General features: G+C 74.7%; 15 protein-coding genes and 1 riboswitch. Of the genes, 12 read left to right on the plus strand and 3 right to left on the minus strand.

What is annotated here, in order from left to right:
- Positions 1-21 precede the first annotated feature (21 nt).
- The 3 genes from K6U79_04930 to K6U79_04940 all read right to left on the minus strand — a co-directional run bounded on the left by K6U79_04930 (position 22) and on the right by K6U79_04940 (position 2,048).
- Entirely contained in the window at positions 22-381 is a 360-nt protein-coding gene (locus tag K6U79_04930) for a hypothetical protein (protein ID MCL6521703.1), read from the minus strand.
- Positions 382-512: 131 nt separating this feature from the next.
- Complete coding sequence (locus K6U79_04935; GenBank protein MCL6521704.1) at positions 513-1,067, minus strand: glycerol-3-phosphate acyltransferase; 555 nt, start codon at positions 1,065-1,067, stop codon at positions 513-515.
- Positions 1,068-1,151: 84 nt separating this feature from the next.
- Complete coding sequence (locus K6U79_04940; protein ID MCL6521705.1) at positions 1,152-2,048, minus strand: DegV family EDD domain-containing protein; 897 nt, start codon at positions 2,046-2,048, stop codon at positions 1,152-1,154.
- Positions 2,049-2,270: 222 nt separating this feature from the next.
- Between K6U79_04940 and K6U79_04945 the strand changes: the two genes are divergently transcribed.
- The 12 genes from K6U79_04945 to K6U79_05000 all read left to right on the plus strand — a co-directional run.
- Positions 2,271-2,930 (plus strand): phosphatase PAP2 family protein, encoded by a 660-nt coding sequence (locus K6U79_04945; GenBank protein ID MCL6521706.1) that lies wholly within the window; start codon positions 2,271-2,273, stop codon positions 2,928-2,930.
- A 176-nt stretch (positions 2,931-3,106) separates the two neighbouring features.
- Positions 3,107-4,270 carry a hypothetical protein gene (locus K6U79_04950; GenBank protein ID MCL6521707.1) on the plus strand — a complete coding sequence of 388 codons (1,164 nt, stop codon included), beginning with the start codon at positions 3,107-3,109 and terminating at the stop codon, positions 4,268-4,270.
- Positions 4,271-4,470: 200 nt separating this feature from the next.
- Complete coding sequence (locus tag K6U79_04955) at positions 4,471-5,478, plus strand: LacI family transcriptional regulator (protein ID MCL6521708.1); 1,008 nt, start codon at positions 4,471-4,473, stop codon at positions 5,476-5,478.
- A 38-nt stretch (positions 5,479-5,516) separates the two neighbouring features.
- The gene (gene rbsK / locus K6U79_04960; GenBank protein ID MCL6521709.1) at positions 5,517-6,452 is read left to right on the plus strand and encodes a ribokinase; all 936 of its coding nucleotides are present in this window, start codon (positions 5,517-5,519) and stop codon (positions 6,450-6,452) included.
- A gap of 86 nt (positions 6,453-6,538) precedes the next feature.
- Entirely contained in the window at positions 6,539-7,627 is a 1,089-nt protein-coding gene (locus tag K6U79_04965; GenBank protein MCL6521710.1) for a BMP family ABC transporter substrate-binding protein, read from the plus strand.
- Positions 7,628-7,706: 79 nt separating this feature from the next.
- Positions 7,707-9,257, plus strand: a complete 1,551-nt coding sequence (locus K6U79_04970) for an ABC transporter ATP-binding protein (protein MCL6521711.1) — start codon at positions 7,707-7,709, stop codon at positions 9,255-9,257.
- A complete protein-coding gene (locus K6U79_04975) occupies positions 9,250-10,368 on the plus strand; it encodes an ABC transporter permease (protein ID MCL6521712.1) in 1,119 nt (372 codons plus the stop codon). Before K6U79_04970 ends, K6U79_04975 begins: the two co-directional genes overlap by 8 nt.
- Positions 10,365-11,303, plus strand: a complete 939-nt coding sequence (locus tag K6U79_04980) for an ABC transporter permease (protein ID MCL6521713.1) — start codon at positions 10,365-10,367, stop codon at positions 11,301-11,303. Before K6U79_04975 ends, K6U79_04980 begins: the two co-directional genes overlap by 4 nt.
- Complete coding sequence (locus K6U79_04985; GenBank protein ID MCL6521714.1) at positions 11,304-12,302, plus strand: nucleoside hydrolase; 999 nt, start codon at positions 11,304-11,306, stop codon at positions 12,300-12,302.
- Positions 12,299-13,282, plus strand: a complete 984-nt coding sequence (locus tag K6U79_04990; protein ID MCL6521715.1) for a nucleoside hydrolase — start codon at positions 12,299-12,301, stop codon at positions 13,280-13,282. The genes K6U79_04985 and K6U79_04990 overlap by 4 nt, the downstream gene beginning before the upstream one ends.
- A gap of 57 nt (positions 13,283-13,339) precedes the next feature.
- Positions 13,340-14,281 (plus strand): nucleoside hydrolase, encoded by a 942-nt coding sequence (locus tag K6U79_04995; GenBank protein ID MCL6521716.1) that lies wholly within the window; start codon positions 13,340-13,342, stop codon positions 14,279-14,281.
- Positions 14,282-14,406: 125 nt separating this feature from the next.
- Positions 14,407-14,559: riboswitch (cobalamin riboswitch) on the plus strand.
- A 194-nt stretch (positions 14,560-14,753) separates the two neighbouring features.
- Positions 14,754-15,781: cobalamin-binding protein (locus K6U79_05000; GenBank protein ID MCL6521717.1), on the plus strand; the 1,028-nt coding region annotated here is incomplete at its 3' end.

Raw genomic sequence — 15,781 nt, forward strand, 5'->3', positions numbered from 1 at the left:
CCGCGGCGGCGTCCGGCGCGCTCATTCTTCCCGCTCCGGCCCCTCCTGGGGGGCGCCGTCCTCCCGCCGTTCGCCGCTCGGTTCGCCCGGGCCTGGGGAGGGGGACCGCGTCGCCTGGTGGTGGCGGAGGGCCGGAGGTCGCGGGGAGGCTGCCGACCCGGCGCCTGCGGAACCGTCGCCCAGCGCGACGAGAGCCGGGGCCGTGCTGACGGCGGGCAGGGGCTCGGCGCGGAAGGCCGGCGCCACCGCCCAGCGGACCAGCTGCGCCCCGAGAAGCCCGGCCAGGCCGGACAGGAGCAGGGCCGCCAAAAGCCCGCCGGCCGCCAGGCGCCCGCGGCGCTCCGCCTGTCGCCTCCTGCCCTCTCCCGCCTGCGACCGCATCCCGGCTCCTCCCCTCCGCCACCTCGCCCTGCGGGACGGCTCCCGCCCGTTCTCTCTTTCGCCCGTCGCGGCCGCCCCTCAAGGCCGGCGGCGACCCCGAGGGAGCCGCCGGCCTCCCGCCTCCGCGCCGCTCAGCGGAACATGGCGCCCCAGGAGCGGCTCCTCCCCCAACCCAGCTGCCGGAGGAGGACGGCCACCATCACGGCCAGGGCGGTGACGGTCCGCGGTGTGGGCCCGTGGAAGGCCAGGAGGAGCAGCCCCGCCGGGAAGCCGACGTAGCCGACGAAAGGCATGCGTCGCGTCAGGAGGGCGGCCAGCGCCCCCAGCGCCGCCGCAGGCACCATCTCGTAGGGCGCCAGCACGAAGAGCGTCCCCAGCGCGGCCGCCAGCCCGCGCCCGCCGCGGAAGCGCGTGTAGAGAGGCCAGTTGTGGCCGGCCGTGGGCGCCACCGCCACGGGCACGAGCCACCAGCCCTCCAGCCCCGTCAGCCGCGCCAGAAGGAGCGGCAGCGCGCCCTTGGCCATGTCCGCCAAGAGGACCGTCATCCCGGCCAGAGGGCCCGCCAGGCGCCAGGCCGCATTGCCGCCAGGGTTCTCCCCCAGCTCCTCCGGCGACCGCCCGCGCACGCGGCGCACCACCCAGCGCGCCGGCAGGAGCGAGCCGAGCAGGTAACCGAGGAGGGTCAAGCCCGCCGTCCAGAGTCCGTTCTGCACAGGTCACCTCCGCCTCTCGCCGGCCTGCCGCCCCGCGGGACGGGGGTGCCGAGCGCCTCAACCCCTCCCCGCCGGCTCGACGTACCAGGCCAGCGCCAGCGCGCCCGGGCCCGTGTACGCACCGATCACCGGCGTCATGGGCGCCGTCCAGAGCTCCGTCGGGCGCAACCGCTCCAGCCGGCGCCGCGCCTCCTCCGCCAGCCCGGCGTTGGCGGCGTGGAGGACGGCGGCGTGCAGGCGGGCGCCCTCGCCGCCCCCCTCCGTCTCCACCTCCCGCTCCACGTGCTCCAACATCCGCTCCAGCCCCGCCTCCAGGCTGCCGACCGCCCCCGCGGGGAGGAGGCGCCCGTGCCGCAGCGCGATCACCAGGCGGACGCCCAGCCCCCCGGCGGCCCGGGCGGCCAGCCACGGGACGCGCCCGCTCCGCGCCACATACTCCAGCGTCTCCAGCACGCCCTCGAAGCGGACGCGCCGGCGCAACTCCAGCACGCGCCGCCGCACCGCCTCCGCGCCCTCGCCGCGGCCCGCCGCCCGCGCCGCGGCGGTGGCCAGGAGCGCCTGCGCCCCGGCCGCCGTGCGCGTGTCCACCACCTCCACGCGCGGTGGCCCCGCCTCCTCCTCCAGGCGGGCGGCAGCCATCCGCACGGTGCGGGCGGTGCCGCTGAGACGCCCGTGCACCGCCAGAAAGAGGACCCGCTCGGCACGCTCCGCCAGCCCTTTCAGGAAGCGGTGCGCCTCCCCGGCGGAGGGCTGCGAGGTGAGCGCCCGGCCCCCGCTCTGGACCAGCCGGAGGTAGAAGGCCGCGGGGCTCAGGTCGATCCCGTCGCGGTAGCTCACCCCGTCCAGGGTGACGGTCAGCGGCAGGACGGCGACGCCCAGCTCGCCGGCCAGCTCGGCCGGCAGGGCGGCCACGCTGTCCGTCGCCACGGCCAGCGGCTCCACGGTCCGCCTCACCCTCGCCTCCATTCCACCCCGCGCCGCCGAACTCCTGGGCGCCGGCCGCCGCCGCCCGCGCCAGCCCGGCGGCCCGGCGCGGAGCCCGTGCGCCTCCTGCCGGGAGGGGCTCGCCCACCCCTTCGTCGAACTCGACCCGCGGCGTCGCCCGATGGACGCCGAAGGGCCGGGTACGGGCGGCACGACTCCGCCCTCCGGGCCGGCGGGGATGCGGGGAGGCCGATGAGCGAAAAGGCGAGAGCCAAGCGCGGGCGGCCGCAGCCGGGCGCCCGTCCGCCGGCGCTGCGGGCGGCCGCCTGGGTTTCGGCCGTCTTCAACCCCTACACCGACCTGACGCTCTGGCTCGCCGCCAGCGCCTGGCTGGCGCCCGCCGGCCGCCGGGCCGCCCTGGCCGCCTGGCTGGCGGCCGTCCTTCTCCCCCTCTCGGTGCTCGCCGCCGGGCGGAGGCGGGGCTGGTGGAGCCATCCGGATCTCGTCGACCGTGGCGAGCGCTCCCTCTTCCTCCCGGTCGCTTGGGCGGGCTCGGGGCTCGCCTGGCTGGCGGCGCGCCGCTGGGCGCCGGGGAGCTGGCTGCCCGACGGCTTCGCCGTCGTCCTGGCCTGGCTCGCGGGCGTCTGGCTGGTCACCCTGCGCTGGAAGATCAGCCTGCATACGGGCGCCATCGGCGCGACAACCGGCGGCCTCGCCTTCTTCTTCGCGCAGGCCGGCCAACCCAGGGCGGCGCTCCTGGCGTTGGCCGTCGGCACGCTCCTCGGCGCCGCCGTCGCTTGGAGCCGGCTCCGCCTGGGGCGCCACACGCCCGCCCAGGTGGTGGCCGGCTTCCTCTTCGGCCTCGCCTGCGCGGGCGCGCTGCTCGCCCGGACTCTCCCCCCGCCCCCCTGAGCGCGCGACCGGCCCGTCGACCGCCGGGGACGAAGCGCGTCAAGGCGGGTCTTCTGGCGGCGCTCCCCGCTGCTCCGCGCGAGGAAGCCCGTCCGCCCCCCGACAGCCTTTGCGACCGCTCCCCCCGGCGTTCCCCCTATCCTCTTCCGCGTCGGCGGAGAGGAGATGGGAGAGGGATGGCACCCGAAATCGCCGCCCGGGGCCGTCGCGCCGGCCGCCACGCGCTTCTGCCGGCGGGCGCCCTCCTGTTCGCCCTGGCCCTCTGGCTCGCGCCCCTCCTGGCCCGGGCGCTGGCCCGCCCGCCCGTCGTCGGCCTTGCCGTCGCCCGCTCCCTGCGCCTCGACGGGGCTGTGGACGGGACGCTGGCGGCCGCCGGCGGCGATCTCTGGGCGGTGGTGGCGCGGCCCCGGGAGCTGGCCGCCGCGCGCCGGTCGCCCGCCGGCGGCTGGCGCTGGGCCCCGGCCCTGTCCTGGCCGGCCGGCTTCCCCGTCGGCCGCCTGCAGGGCGTGGAGGCGCTGGCCGACGGGCGCGGCGGGTTGCACGTGCTGCTGCTGACGGCCCCCGTCCAGGCCGCGGGCGGCCCCGCCTCGGCGCCGCCCACCGTCTGGTACGCGCGCCTGGAGGCGGCCCGTTGGCGGGGGCCGGAACGCGTGGGCCGGGGCGACCTCCTCCGCTGGCAGCTCCTTCCCGGGACGGCGGGCTCGATCCCCGTCGTCACCCTGGCGGCGGGCTTCGACGCGGCAGGTCGGCCCGTCGAGCGGACGCTGGTGCGGACGAGGGCGGGCTGGCGGCCGGGGAGGACGGCGGCGGAGGTACCGCCCCCGCCGCCGCAGGGCTGGCAGTACGTCTGGGAGGCGGCGCCTGCGGACGGAGGCCGGGCGTGGATGGAGCTGGTCGGACGCGAGGGGGAGGACTTCCTGGAGGTGGTGCGCACGGCGGGGGACGGCCGCCTCCTCGCTGACCTGGGTCGCCTCCGGGCGCCGGTGGCCACCGACGCGCCGGTCTTCCGCCTGCTGGAGGCGGGCTCGCGCTGGTGGGTGATCTACACCGACACCGTCGGCCGCCCGCTCTCGGCGGGCGGGCCGCAGCTCCGCTTTTCGGAGGAGCTCCGCCTCTACGCCCCGCCCGCGCGGCCGGGAGCCGGCCAGGAGTGGCCGCTGGCGGCCGCCTTCGAGACGGGGCGGGCGCCGCTGCCCGGCCTTGCGCTGGCTCCCGGCGGCAGCCGGGCCCTGGCCGGCACGGCGGACGGGCGGCTCTTTCTGCTCTGGCGGCCGGCGCCCGACGGTACGGGGGCCGGCGCGGGCCTCTGGCTGACCGAGCTCGACCCGCAGCCCCGCTAGGCCGCCGGCGCGCGTCTCCGGGAGGGCGGGCGGCGCCCCGTCGCTTCCGGTCTCTTCCTCCCTCCTTTGCGCGCCTGCCGGGAAGGGCTTTCGCCCTCCCTGTCGAACAGCTTCTCGTATTTCGTGGAAGCGATTTCATCTTGGCTGAAACGTCTTTCATTTTTTGCGGAAACGCTCGCCGCAACCGGGCCGGCGCGGGGGTGATCCTGCTGGCGACGATTCGCGAGGTGGCCACCCTGGCCGGGGTCAGCCCCGCCACCGTCTCCCGCGTGCTCAACGGCCGCGGGCCGGTCCGCGAGGCGACGCGCCGGCGGGTGCTCGAAGCCGTGGAGGCGCTGGGATTCACGCCCAACGGGCTGGCGCGCGGTCTGGCCAAGGGCGTGACCCGTACCATCGGCCTCGTCCTTCCCGACATCGCCAACCCCTACTTCCCCGCCCTCGCCCGCGGCGTCGCGGACGCCGCGCGGGCGGCCGGCTTCGCCGTCATCCTGGGCAACAGCGACAACGATCCCGAGCAGGAGGCGGCCCACGTCCGGGTGATGCGCGAGCGCTGGGTGGACGGCCTGATTATCGCCTCCAGCGGCCAGCCCGAACGCCTCTCGGTGCTGGTGGGCCAGGTGCCCGTCGTGCTGATCGACCGCCGGGCGACCGGCTGGGCGGCCGACTCCGTCTCCACCGACAACCGGCTCGGCGGTCGGCTGGCCGTGGCGCACCTGCTGGCGCGCGGGCGGCGGCGCATCGCCCATCTGGGCGGACCGGCGGGGGTGGCCTCGGCCGCCGACCGCGCCCTGGGCTTCTCCGACGCCCTGCGCGAGGCGGGCCTGGAGCCGGATCCCCGCCTGGTCAGTCAGGGGCCCTTCGACTTCGCCAGCGGTTACGAGCGGACGCGGGCGCTGATCGAGGGGGGAGTCGACTTCGACGCCATCTTCGCCGCCAACGACCTCCTGGCCGTCGGGGCCATCCAGGCCTGCCAGGACGCGGGCCTCGAGGTGCCGGCACGGGTGGCGGTGGTCGGCTTCGACGACATCCTGCTGGCGCGCCTGGTCCGCCCGCGCCTGACCACCGTGGTGCAACCGGCCTACCGGGTGGGCGCCCTGGCCTGGGAGCGGCTCTCGGCCCGCATCGCGGCGCGGGCGGCCGGCGCCGCGGGGGGGCCGCCGGTGGACGTGCAGCTGACGCCGCGCCTGGCGGTTCGCGAATCGGCCTGATCCCGGTCCTGGAACGCGCGAGGAGGTAGGTACCCGTCATGGCAAGGATCGCGGTGGTCGGCAGCCTCAACATGGATCTCGTGGTACGCCTTCCCCGCTGGCCGGCTCCGGGAGAGACGGTCCTGGGCGAGCGCTTCCTGCAGGTGCCGGGGGGCAAGGGCGCCAACCAGGCGGCGGCCGCGGCGGCGCTGGGCGGACACGTGGCCCTGGTGGGCCGCGTCGGCCGCGACGCCTTCGGGGCGGCCCTTCTGGAGAACCTGCGACGCTTCGGCGTCGCCCTGGAGGCGGTCGCCCTCGATCCGGAGGAAGCCACCGGCGTGGCGGTCATCGGCGTCGAGCCCGGCGGCGAGAACCGGATCGTGGTGGTCCCCGGGGCCAACGGGCGCCTCCGCCCGGAGGACCTGGAGTCGCCGGCCTGTGCGCCGCTCTGGGAGGAGGCGGAGGTGCTGCTCCTGCAGTGCGAGATCCCCGTGGAGACGCTCCTCGCCGCCGCCCGCCTGGGCCGGCGCCACGGCCTGACCGTCCTCCTCGACCCGGCGCCGCCGGTCCCCCTCCCCGACGAGCTCTGGTCGTATGTGGACGCCTGCCTGCCCAACCAGGTGGAAGCCGGGGTCCTGACCGGGCGGCGGGTGGGGGACCTGACCTCGGCGCGGCTGGCGGCGGCCGACCTGCTCGACCGCGGGCTGCGCTGGGTGGCCGTCAAGCTGGGTGCCCAGGGGGTCCTGGTGGGCGAAGGGAGCGACTTTCTCCACATCGCCGGCCTGCCGGTTCCGACCGTGGACACCACCGCCGCCGGCGACGTCTTCGCCGGCGCCCTGGCGGTGGGGCTGACCGAGGGGTTGGCCTTCGCGGCCGCGGCCAGCTTCGCCAACCGGGCGGCGGCCATCTCCACCACCCGCGCCGGCGCCCAGAGCTCCATCCCGCGGCGGGAGGAAGTAGGCGATCCTCTCCGCCCTCTTCCGCGAAGGGAGTGATGGACAAGGCCGAGCTCCTGGCTGTACCGACGTCTCGCGCAAAGGAAGCACAGACGGAAGGCTTTCGCGACAGAGGGGGGTTCTCCATGAGCTCCATGAGGAAGTGGCGACGGCTGGGCGCGGCCCTGGCGGCCGGCTCCCTGCTCCTCCTGGCGGGCTGCGGCGGATCCGGCTCCTCCGGTCCGTCCGCCTCCGGCAGCGGTTCGCAACCCGCCTCCGGCACGACGTCCAAGCCCTTCAAGGTGGCCCTGGTGGTCAACGGGACGCTGGGCGACAAGGGCTTCTTTGACAGTGCGGCGGCCGGCCTGCAGCGCGCCCACGACGAGCTGGGCGTCGACATCAAGATCCTCCAGGCCGATCCCAAGAACCCGCAGGAGTGGCTGCAGAACCTGCAGTCCGTCTCCGACGGGAGCTACAACCTGGTCATCACCGGCTCCTCGCAGATGAAGGACAACCTGACGCAGGTGGCCAAGGCGGCGCCCAACCAGAAATTCGTCTACTTCGACGACACCGTCGACCTGCCCAACATCGCCAACATCATCTACAAGCAGAACGAGGGCTCCTACCTGGCGGGCGTCCTCGCCGGCCTGGTCACCACCGACACCAAGGACTTCCCGCTCAGCAAGGGGAGCAAGGTGGTGGGCGTCGTCGGCGGCATGGACATCCCCGTGATCAACGACTTCATCGTCGGCTTCACCCAGGGCGTCCACTCCGTCGATCCGGGCATCCGGGTGCTCAAGTCGTACGTGGGCGACTTCTCCAACCCCAACAAGGGCTATGACCAGGCCAAGGCCATGTACGACCAGGGCGCGGACATCGTCTACGCCGTCGCCGGCGGCTCGGGCCTGGGCGTACTCAAGGCCTCGGCCGACGCCAACCGTTACTCCATCGGCGTCGACTCGGATCAGAACGGCCTCTACCCGGGCCACGTCCTGGCCAGCATGGTGAAGCGCGTGGACAACTCGCTCTTCGACATGATCAAGGCGGCCAAGGACGGGACACTCCAGTACGGCGGCAAGGTCTACCCCTACGGCCTCACCAACCAGGGCGTGGGCCTGATCCTGGACACCAAGGACGTGCCCGCGAGCGTCCAGGAGCAGCTCAAGGCGGCCGAGCAGAAGGTGGCCGGCGGCCAGATCCAGGTGCAGACGGTGACCGGGGCCGGCGGCCAGTAGCCGCCAGGCGGCGGAGGGGCGGTCGCCGTCCGGCGGCCGGCCCCCCGCCCGTCCGGGCCCGGCCCGGGAGGAGCATGGGATGAGTCGGAGCGAGACGGCGCCTCCCGTCGTGGAGATGCGCAGGATCAGCAAGTTCTTCGGCGACCTGGCGGCCAACCTGGCGGTCGACTTCGAGACCCGCGCGGGCGAGGTCCACGCGCTGCTGGGCGAGAACGGGGCGGGCAAGACCACCCTGATGAACATCCTCTTCGGCATGCTCGAGCCCGACGAGGGCGAGATCCGGGTGCACGGCCGGCCCGTCCGCCTGCAGAGCCCGCTGGACGCCCGCCGCCAGCGTATCGGCATGGTCCACCAGCACTTCAAGCTGGTCCCCTCGCTGACGGTGGCCGAGAACATCTTCCTGGGGCAGGAGCGCACCCGCGGGCCCTTCGTCGACCTGCGCCGCGCCCGCGAGGAGGTCGCCCGCCTGGCGGAGCGATACGGCCTGGCGGTCGATCCGGCGGCGCGCGTCGACCGCCTCTCCGTCGGCGTCCGCCAGCGGGTGGAGATCCTCAAGGCGCTCTCGTACGACGCCGAGGTGCTCATCCTCGACGAGCCCACGGCCGTTCTGACGCCTCAGGAGACGCAGGAGCTCTTCCGCATCGTGCGCGGTTTCGCCGCCATGGGCAAGGCGGTCGTCTTCATCACCCACAAGCTCCACGAGGTGAAGGAGGTGGCCGACCGCCTGACCGTGATGCGCCAGGGAAGGAAGGTGGCCACCATGGCCACCGGCGAGGCGAGCGAGGACGAGATCGCGCGGCTGATGGTGGGTCGCGACGTGCAGATGCGCGTCCCCAAGGCCCCCGCCCGGCCGGGCGAACCGGTCCTCGAGGTGCGCGGGCTCTGGGGCCTCTCCGACCAGGATCGTCCCGCGGTGCGCGACGTCACCTTCGACGTGCGCCGCGGCGAGATCGTGGGCATCGCGGGCGTGGAGGGGAACGGCCAGTCGGAGCTGGTCGAGATCCTGGCCGGCCTCCGGCCCGCAGCGGCGGGCCGGATCCTCCTCCTGGGCCGCGACGTGACGCGCGCCGGCGTGGCCGAGCGCCGCCGCGCCGGCCTCGCCCACGTGCCCGAGGACCGCATGGAGCGCGGCGTCAGCCCCCGCGCCAGCGTCCAGGAGAACCTGGCCGCCGGCCACTACGAGGCCTCGGGCCTGGCGCGGCACGGTCTCGTCGACCTGCGCCGCCTGCGCTCCTGGGCCGAGGAGCTGCTGCGCAGCTACGACGTCCGCGGCGCGACGCTAGCCTCGCCGGTGGCCTCGCTCTCCGGCGGCAACATCCAGAAGGTGGTCCTGGCGCGGGAGATCGCCCTCCAGCCGGAGCTGCTCATCGCGGCGCAGCCGACGCGCGGCCTGGACGTGGGCGCCACCGAGTTCATCCACCGCAACCTGGTGGCGGAGCGCGACCGCGGCCGCGCCATCCTCCTGGTCTCCGCCGAGCTGAGCGAGGTGCTCTCCCTCTCCGACCGCATCCTGGTCATGTACCGGGGCGCCATCGTGGGTCGTTTCCACGCGGGCGAGGCGGACGAGGAGGAGCTGGGCCTCTATATGATGGGCGTCAAGCGGCAGGAAGGGGGCGATTCCGATGGCTGAGGCGGGTCGCGGCCTCGCCCGCGCCGGGCGTCTCCTGGCCCCTCTCCTGCAGCCGCTGGCCGCGGTGCTGACGGCGCTGGCGGCCGGGGTGCTGATCATCCTGGCCATCGGCAAGGATCCGGTCAGCGCCTACCAGAACTTTCTGGTCGCCACCTTCACCAGCCGCGTCCAGTTCGGCAACATGCTGGCCACCGCCACGCCGCTCGTCTTCACCGGCCTGGCGGTCGCCCTCTCCTTCCAGGCGGGCGTCTTCAACATCGGCGCGGAGGGCCAGCTCTACCTGGGCGCCTTCTGGGCGGCGGTGACGGCCGTCCGCCTGGCGGCGCTGCCCGCGCCGCTGGCCGTCCTGCTCAGCCTGCTGGCGGGAACGCTGGCCGGGGCGCTCTGGGGGCTCGTCCCGGGCTGGCTGCGGGCCTACCTGCGCGTCAACGAGGTGGTGGCCACCATCATGCTCAACTACGTGGCCACGCTCCTCACCGAGTACCTGGTCAACAACCCCTTCAAGGATCCCACCGCCGGCGCCCCCATGACGCGGATGATCCCCGCACAGGAGTGGCTGGGCCCGCTCCTCCCCCCCTCCAGCGCGCACTGGGGACTGGCCGTGGCGCTGGCGGCGGTGGCGGGGGTCGCCTTCCTCCTGCAGCGGACCGTCTGGGGCCAGAACCTCCGTTTCGTCGGCCAGAACCCGCGCTTCGCCGAGTACGAGGGCATCCCGGTGCGGCGCATGGTGCTCGGCGCCATGCTCCTCTCCGGCGCCGTCGCCGGCCTGGGCGGGGCCGTCCAGGTTCTCGGCATCAACCATCGCTTCATCCAGGGGTTCTCCCCGGACTTCGGCTTCACCGGCATCACGGTCGCCCTCCTCGGGCGGATCAACCCCTGGGGGACGGCCGCAGCCGCCTTCTTCTACGCGGTGCTGATCAACGGCGCCTCCATCATGCAGCAGAACACGTCGGTCCCCTACCCCCTGGTCAGCATCCTGCAGGGCGTGCTGGTCCTCTTCATGACCGCGGAGGGAGTGCTCTGGCTGGGGCGGCGCCGCCGACGGGCCGCGCCGGCAGCCGGCGCGCCCGGGGAGCAGGCCGGCGCGGCGGAAGGGGGGGTCGGCTCGTGAACTGGCACGCCCTCTTCGACGCCTCGCTGCTCTTCACCATCCTGCTGAAGACGACGCCCATCCTCCTGGCCGGCCTGGGCGGCGCCTTCACCCAGCAGGCGGACATCCTCAACATCGGGCTGGAGGGGATGATGCTGGTCGGCGCCTTCGCCGCCGTCTCCGTGGGGGCGGCCACCCAGAGCGCCCTCCTGGCCGTCCTGGCCGCCGTCGCCGCCGGCCTCCTCTTCGCCGCCCTCTACGGCTACGTCAGTCTCCGGCTGAAGGCCGACTACATCATCGTCGGCATCGGCATCAACCTGCTGGCGCAGGGCGTGACCGTCTTTCTGCTCAACCAGCTCTACCACAACGAGGGCAACTTCTCGCCGGAAAAGTTCCCCCAGCTCTGGCGCCTGGAGTGGGCTCCCCTGGCCAGGGTGCCGCTGGTGGGGCCGATGCTGGAGGGCCAGTCCGCCATCGCGCTGCTGGCGCTCCTGCTGGTGGCGGCGGGCCACCTCCTGCTCTACCGGACCCGGGTCGGCGTCCACATCCGCGCCGTGGGGGAGAACCCGGAGGCCGCCGCCGCGGCCGGCATCGACCCGGTGCGGGTCAAGTTCCTCACCGTGATGATCAGCGGCCTCCTCACCGGCCTGGCGGGCGCCCAGCTCTCCATGGCCACCCTGGACATGTTCGTCCGCAACATGACCAACGGCCGCGGCTTCATCGCCGTGGCGGCGGAGACGTTCGGCAACGCGACCCCGCTGGGGACGCTGGTCGCCTCGCTGGTCTTCGGCGCCGCGGACGCCGTCTCGGACCGCATGCAGACCGGAAACCTGCCGCCGCAGTTCGTCCTCATGGTCCCCTATCTGGTGACGCTGGTGGCGCTGGCCGTGATGATGCTGCGTCAGCAGGCGCGCAGGCGTACCGTCCGGGAGGTCAACGGGGAGGTGAACGGCTAGGTGGAGCGGATCCCGCTGATCCTGGACATGGACCCCGGCATCGACGACGCCGTGGCGCTCACCTACGCCCTGCTGAGCGGCAAGGCCGAGGTCCTGGCCGTAGGCTCGGTGCACGGGAACGTGGAGGCGGAGCTGGCCGCCGAGAACGTCCTGCGCGTCCTGGAGCGGCTCGGCCGGGAGGAGGAGGTGCCCGTCGCCGTCGGCGCCCGCCGGCCCATGGCGCAGCCGCTGGCCACGGCCAGGTTCATCCACGGCGAGGACGGTCTCGGCGGTACCGGCCTCTCCGCGCCCCGCCGCCGGCCGAGCGGCGAGCATGCCGTCGACCAGCTGATCCGCCTCGCCCACCAGCGCCCCGGCGAGATCACCCTGGTGGCCACGGGCCCCCTGACCAACCTGGGGCTGGCCCTGCTCAAGGACCCCGACCTGCCCCGCCTGCTTCGCCGGGTGGTGGTCATGGGCGGCGCCGCCGGCTGCCCCGGCAACATCACCGCCACCGCCGAGGCCAACGTCTGGCATGACCCCGAGGCGGCGGACCTGGTCTTCCGCGCTGGCTGGCCGCTCACCATGGTCGGGCTGGACGTGACCATGCGCGTCATCTTCGGCCCCGCTGAGCGGGAGCGGCTCAGGCGGCTGGCCGGACGGCAGCCGCTGGCCCTCTGGCTCGACCGCATGCTGGACTTCTACGTCCGCGCCTACGAGCGCGTCCTGGGCGCGCCCGTCTGCCCCGTCCACGATCCGCTGGCGGTGGCCGCCGCTCTGGACGAGGAGGTGGTCCGCTGCCGCGAATGGCCGGTCCGCGTCGAGCTTCGCGGCGAGTGGACCCGCGGGATGACGGTGGCCGAGCGGCGGCCGCTGGCGGAGGGCTCGGGCGACGTCGACCCGCTCCAGGGCCCGCCTGTACAGGTGGCCGTGGAGGCCGACGCGGAGCGCTTCTTCGAGGGTTTCTTCGCCGCGCTGGACGCCGGCGGCGGGGCAAGCGCGGGGAGGCCGGAGGCATGAGCGACGTCCGCCTCTGGTTCGACACCGATCCCGGCATCGACGACGCCGTCGCCATCCTCCTCGCCCTCCTGGAGGCGGGCGAGGCCGTCGAGGGCTTCTCCAGCGTCGCCGGCAACGTGGCCGAGGAGCGGACCGCGGCCAATCTCCTGCGCCTCCTCCGCGCCGCCCGGGAGGCGCTGCCCGGAGTGCCCGTGCCCGCCCGACCGCGGCTGGCCCGCGGCGCGGACCGCCCCCTCCTCCGCCCGCCGCGCCAGGCGGCCGAGATCCACGGAGAGGACGGTCTCGGCGGCGCGCTGCCGCCGCTCCCCGGACCATACCTGCCGGGCCGCGACCGTCTCCCCGCCTACCGCGCCCTCCTCCGTCTGGCACCCCCGGGCCGGCGCTTCGAGGGGGCGCTGGTGGCGCTGGGCCCGCTGACCAACGTCGCCCTGGCCTGCCTCGCCGACCGCGACTGGCCGCGCAGGATCGGACGACTGGTGGTGATGGGCGGAGCCATCGAGGCGGGCGGCAACGCCACCGCCGCCGCGGAGTTCAACTTTCTCGCCGATCCGGAGGCGGCGCGCATCGTCCTGGAGGCGGGCTTCCCCCGCCTGGACCTGGTGCCCGTCGACGCCGGTCGGCGCCTGGCCTTGAGCTCCCGCCAATGGAGGCGCCTGGAGGCGACGGAGACGCCGGCGGCGCGGCTCGTCCGCAGGCTTCTCGCCTTCTGGCGCGAGCGGATCGAGGGGCCGGGCATGGTGGTCTACGACGCCGTCGCCTGGATGGCGGTCCGCCACGAGGAGCTCTTCGACTGGCAGGCCCTGCCGGTGACGGTGGACACCGCGGGCGGTGCGGCCGACGGCGCCTCCGTCGCCGACCGCCGCCGCCACGCCCCCGCCGCCAACTGCCGCGTCGCCCTCGACGCCCGCGCGGAGCCCTTCTGGGAGCTCTTCTTCGCCCTGCTGGAGCGCGGCGGCGCCGGCCCGGCCACCGCCTCCTAGCGCGAGGCACCGGCCGCCCCGCCCGGGCGCCGGAGAGAAATCCGAGGGGGTGCCCCCATGGCGCGAAAGATCATCCTCGACTGCGACCCCGGACACGACGACGCCATCGCCATCCTGCTCGCCCACGCCCATCCCGCCGTCGAGCTCCTGGCGGTCACTACGGTGGCGGGCAACCAGACGCTGCCCAAGACCACGCTGAACGCCCGCCGGGTGATGACGGTGGCCGGCATCCGCGACGTGCCCGTGGCGGCCGGCGCCGACCGGCCGCTGGTGCGGGAGCAGGTGGTAGCCGCCGACATCCACGGCGAGTCGGGCCTGGACGGCCCGCGCTTCGGCGAGCCGACGGTGGAGCTCGATCCCCGCCACGCCGTCGACCTGATCATCGAGACGGTGCTCCGGGAGGACGACGTCACCCTGGTCCCGGTGGGGCCGCTGACCAACATCGCGCTGGCCATCCGGCGCGAGCCGCGTATCCTCCGGCGCATCCGCGAGGTCGTCCTGATGGGCGGCAGCTGCACCTTGGGCAACGTCACCCCGGCCGCCGAGTTCAACATCTACGCCGACCCCGAGGCGGCGCAGATCGTCTTCTCCAGCGGCCTCCCGCTCACCATGGTCGGCCTCGACCTGACCCACCAGGTGCGCGCCACCCCGGAGGTGGTGGAACGTATCCGGGCCCTGGGGAACCCCGTGGCCGAGATGGCCGCCGACCTGCTGACCTTCTTCGCCTCCACGTACCGGAAGGTCTTCGGCTTCGAGGGGGCGCCGCTCCACGACCCCTGCGCCGTCGCCTACCTGATCGACCCGCAGTTGATCGAGTGCCAGCCGGCCAACGTCGAGGTGGAGCTGCGCGGCACCTGGACCTACGGCGCCACCGTCTGCGACCTGTACGGCGTGACGGGCCGGCCGGCCAACGCCCGCGTCGCCACCCGCATCGACCGGGAGCGCTTCTGGGACCTGATCGTGGAGGCGTTGGCCGGCTACGGCCGCGCGGCCGGCTGAGCCGCGGGCCCGCCTCCGCCCGGCAGGAGCCCGGCGCGGGGGCATGGAAGTTGCCCAGGGGGAAGCTTTTCCCCGACAGCAGGGTGGCAGGTGCCCGGCGGCGGCCAGGGGGCCGGCGCCGGGAGAATAGGGAAGTCCGGTGAGTCCCGGGCCGCGGCCGGCGGCCGGGACGAGTCCGGCGCGGTCCCGCCACTGTGACCGGGAGCCCGGGCGGAGGCCACTGTCGACGCAAGTCGACGGGAAGGCGCCCGCGGCGAGGAACGGAAGCCAGGAGACCTGCCTGCCACGCGATCCAGGTCCGCCTTCGGAGGAAAGGGGGCTGGAGTCATGGCGCACGTCTCCCCGCCCTGACGACCCGGCGCGCCCGGCGCCGGGTCGGCCTCTTCCGCCGGCCTCCCGGCGCACCCCGCATTCGAGGAAAGAGGCCGGGAGCACCCCGGCCTAGCAGGGAACCCGGGAAGGAGCGGATCCCGTGAGACTTCCTCCTGCTCGGCGCTCCGCGCGCACGGCGCTGGCGGCGCTGGGAGTGGTCTTCGCCCTCCTGGCCGGCGCCTGCGGCGGGCAGGCTCCCCAGGCGGGCAAGGCGGGCGCGGGCGGGGCCTCGGGTCAGACGGCCGCCCAGGCCGCCCGCTTCCCCGTGACGCTGACGGACTACGCGGGCCGGCGCGTGACCATCGCCAAGGAGCCGCTCCGCATCATCTCCTTCGCCCCCTCCAACACCGAGATCCTGTTCGCCCTCGGCCTGGGCCGGCGGGTGGTGGGCGTCGACGCCTACAGCGACTACCCCGCCCAGGCCGAGAAGCTCCCCAAGGTGAGCGCGCCGGGTCCGCAGCTCGCCTACAGCGTGGAGAAGGTGGTGGCGCTCAAGCCCGACCTGGTGCTCACGATCAGCGGCACCGAGAAGGTGGACGCGCAGCTCCGCGAGTTGGGCATCCCGGTCCTGGTCATCCAGCCCGCCGACCTCGGGCAGGTGCTGGACTCCATCCGCCTGATCGGCCGGGCCACGGGGGCGGTGGCCCAGGCCGACCGGCTGGCCGCCTCCATGGAGCGGCGCATCCGGGCGGTCGAGGCGGCGGCGCGCGCCATCCCGCCCGCGAAGCGCGTGCGCGTCTTCTACGAGGTCTGGAACAAGCCGCTGATGACGGCGGGACCGGGCAGCTTCATCGACGACCTGATCACCCGCGCGGGCGGGATCAACATCGCCCACGACGCCAAGACCGCCTGGCTCGAGTTCAGCGAGGAGGAGCTCCTGGCCCGCAACCCGCAGGTGATCCTGATCCCCAGCAGCGCCGCCGCGGAGCGCGCGGCCATCCTGGGCGGGCAGCGGCCGACCTGGACGAGGCTCGACGCGGTCCGGGAGGGGCGCGTCTACGTCGTCGACGAAAACCTGGTCTCCCGGCCTGGGCCGCGCATCGTGGACGGACTGGAGAGCCTCTTCCGCCTCCTCTACCCGCAGGCGGCCCGGACGAGTCAGGCGCCCGCCCAGGGGGCCGCCGCCGG

This window comes from Bacillota bacterium (assembly GCA_023511835.1).
Lineage (GTDB): Bacteria > Bacillota > Sulfobacillia > JAIMAT01 > JAIMAT01 > JAIMAT01.

Coding starts and splice junctions, on each gene's coding strand:
- K6U79_04930 (MCL6521703.1), bottom strand. CDS start 381: ATGCGGTCGCAGGCGGGAGAGGGCAGGAGGCGACAGGCGGAGCGCCGC.
- K6U79_04945 (MCL6521706.1), top strand. CDS start 2,271: ATGAGCGAAAAGGCGAGAGCCAAGCGCGGGCGGCCGCAGCCGGGCGCC.
- K6U79_04950 (MCL6521707.1), top strand. CDS start 3,107: ATGGCACCCGAAATCGCCGCCCGGGGCCGTCGCGCCGGCCGCCACGCG.
- rbsK (MCL6521709.1), top strand. CDS start 5,517: ATGGCAAGGATCGCGGTGGTCGGCAGCCTCAACATGGATCTCGTGGTA.
- K6U79_04965 (MCL6521710.1), top strand. CDS start 6,539: ATGAGCTCCATGAGGAAGTGGCGACGGCTGGGCGCGGCCCTGGCGGCC.
- K6U79_04970 (MCL6521711.1), top strand. CDS start 7,707: ATGAGTCGGAGCGAGACGGCGCCTCCCGTCGTGGAGATGCGCAGGATC.
- K6U79_04975 (MCL6521712.1), top strand. CDS start 9,250: ATGGCTGAGGCGGGTCGCGGCCTCGCCCGCGCCGGGCGTCTCCTGGCC.
- K6U79_04990 (MCL6521715.1), top strand. CDS start 12,299: ATGAGCGACGTCCGCCTCTGGTTCGACACCGATCCCGGCATCGACGAC.
- K6U79_04995 (MCL6521716.1), top strand. CDS start 13,340: ATGGCGCGAAAGATCATCCTCGACTGCGACCCCGGACACGACGACGCC.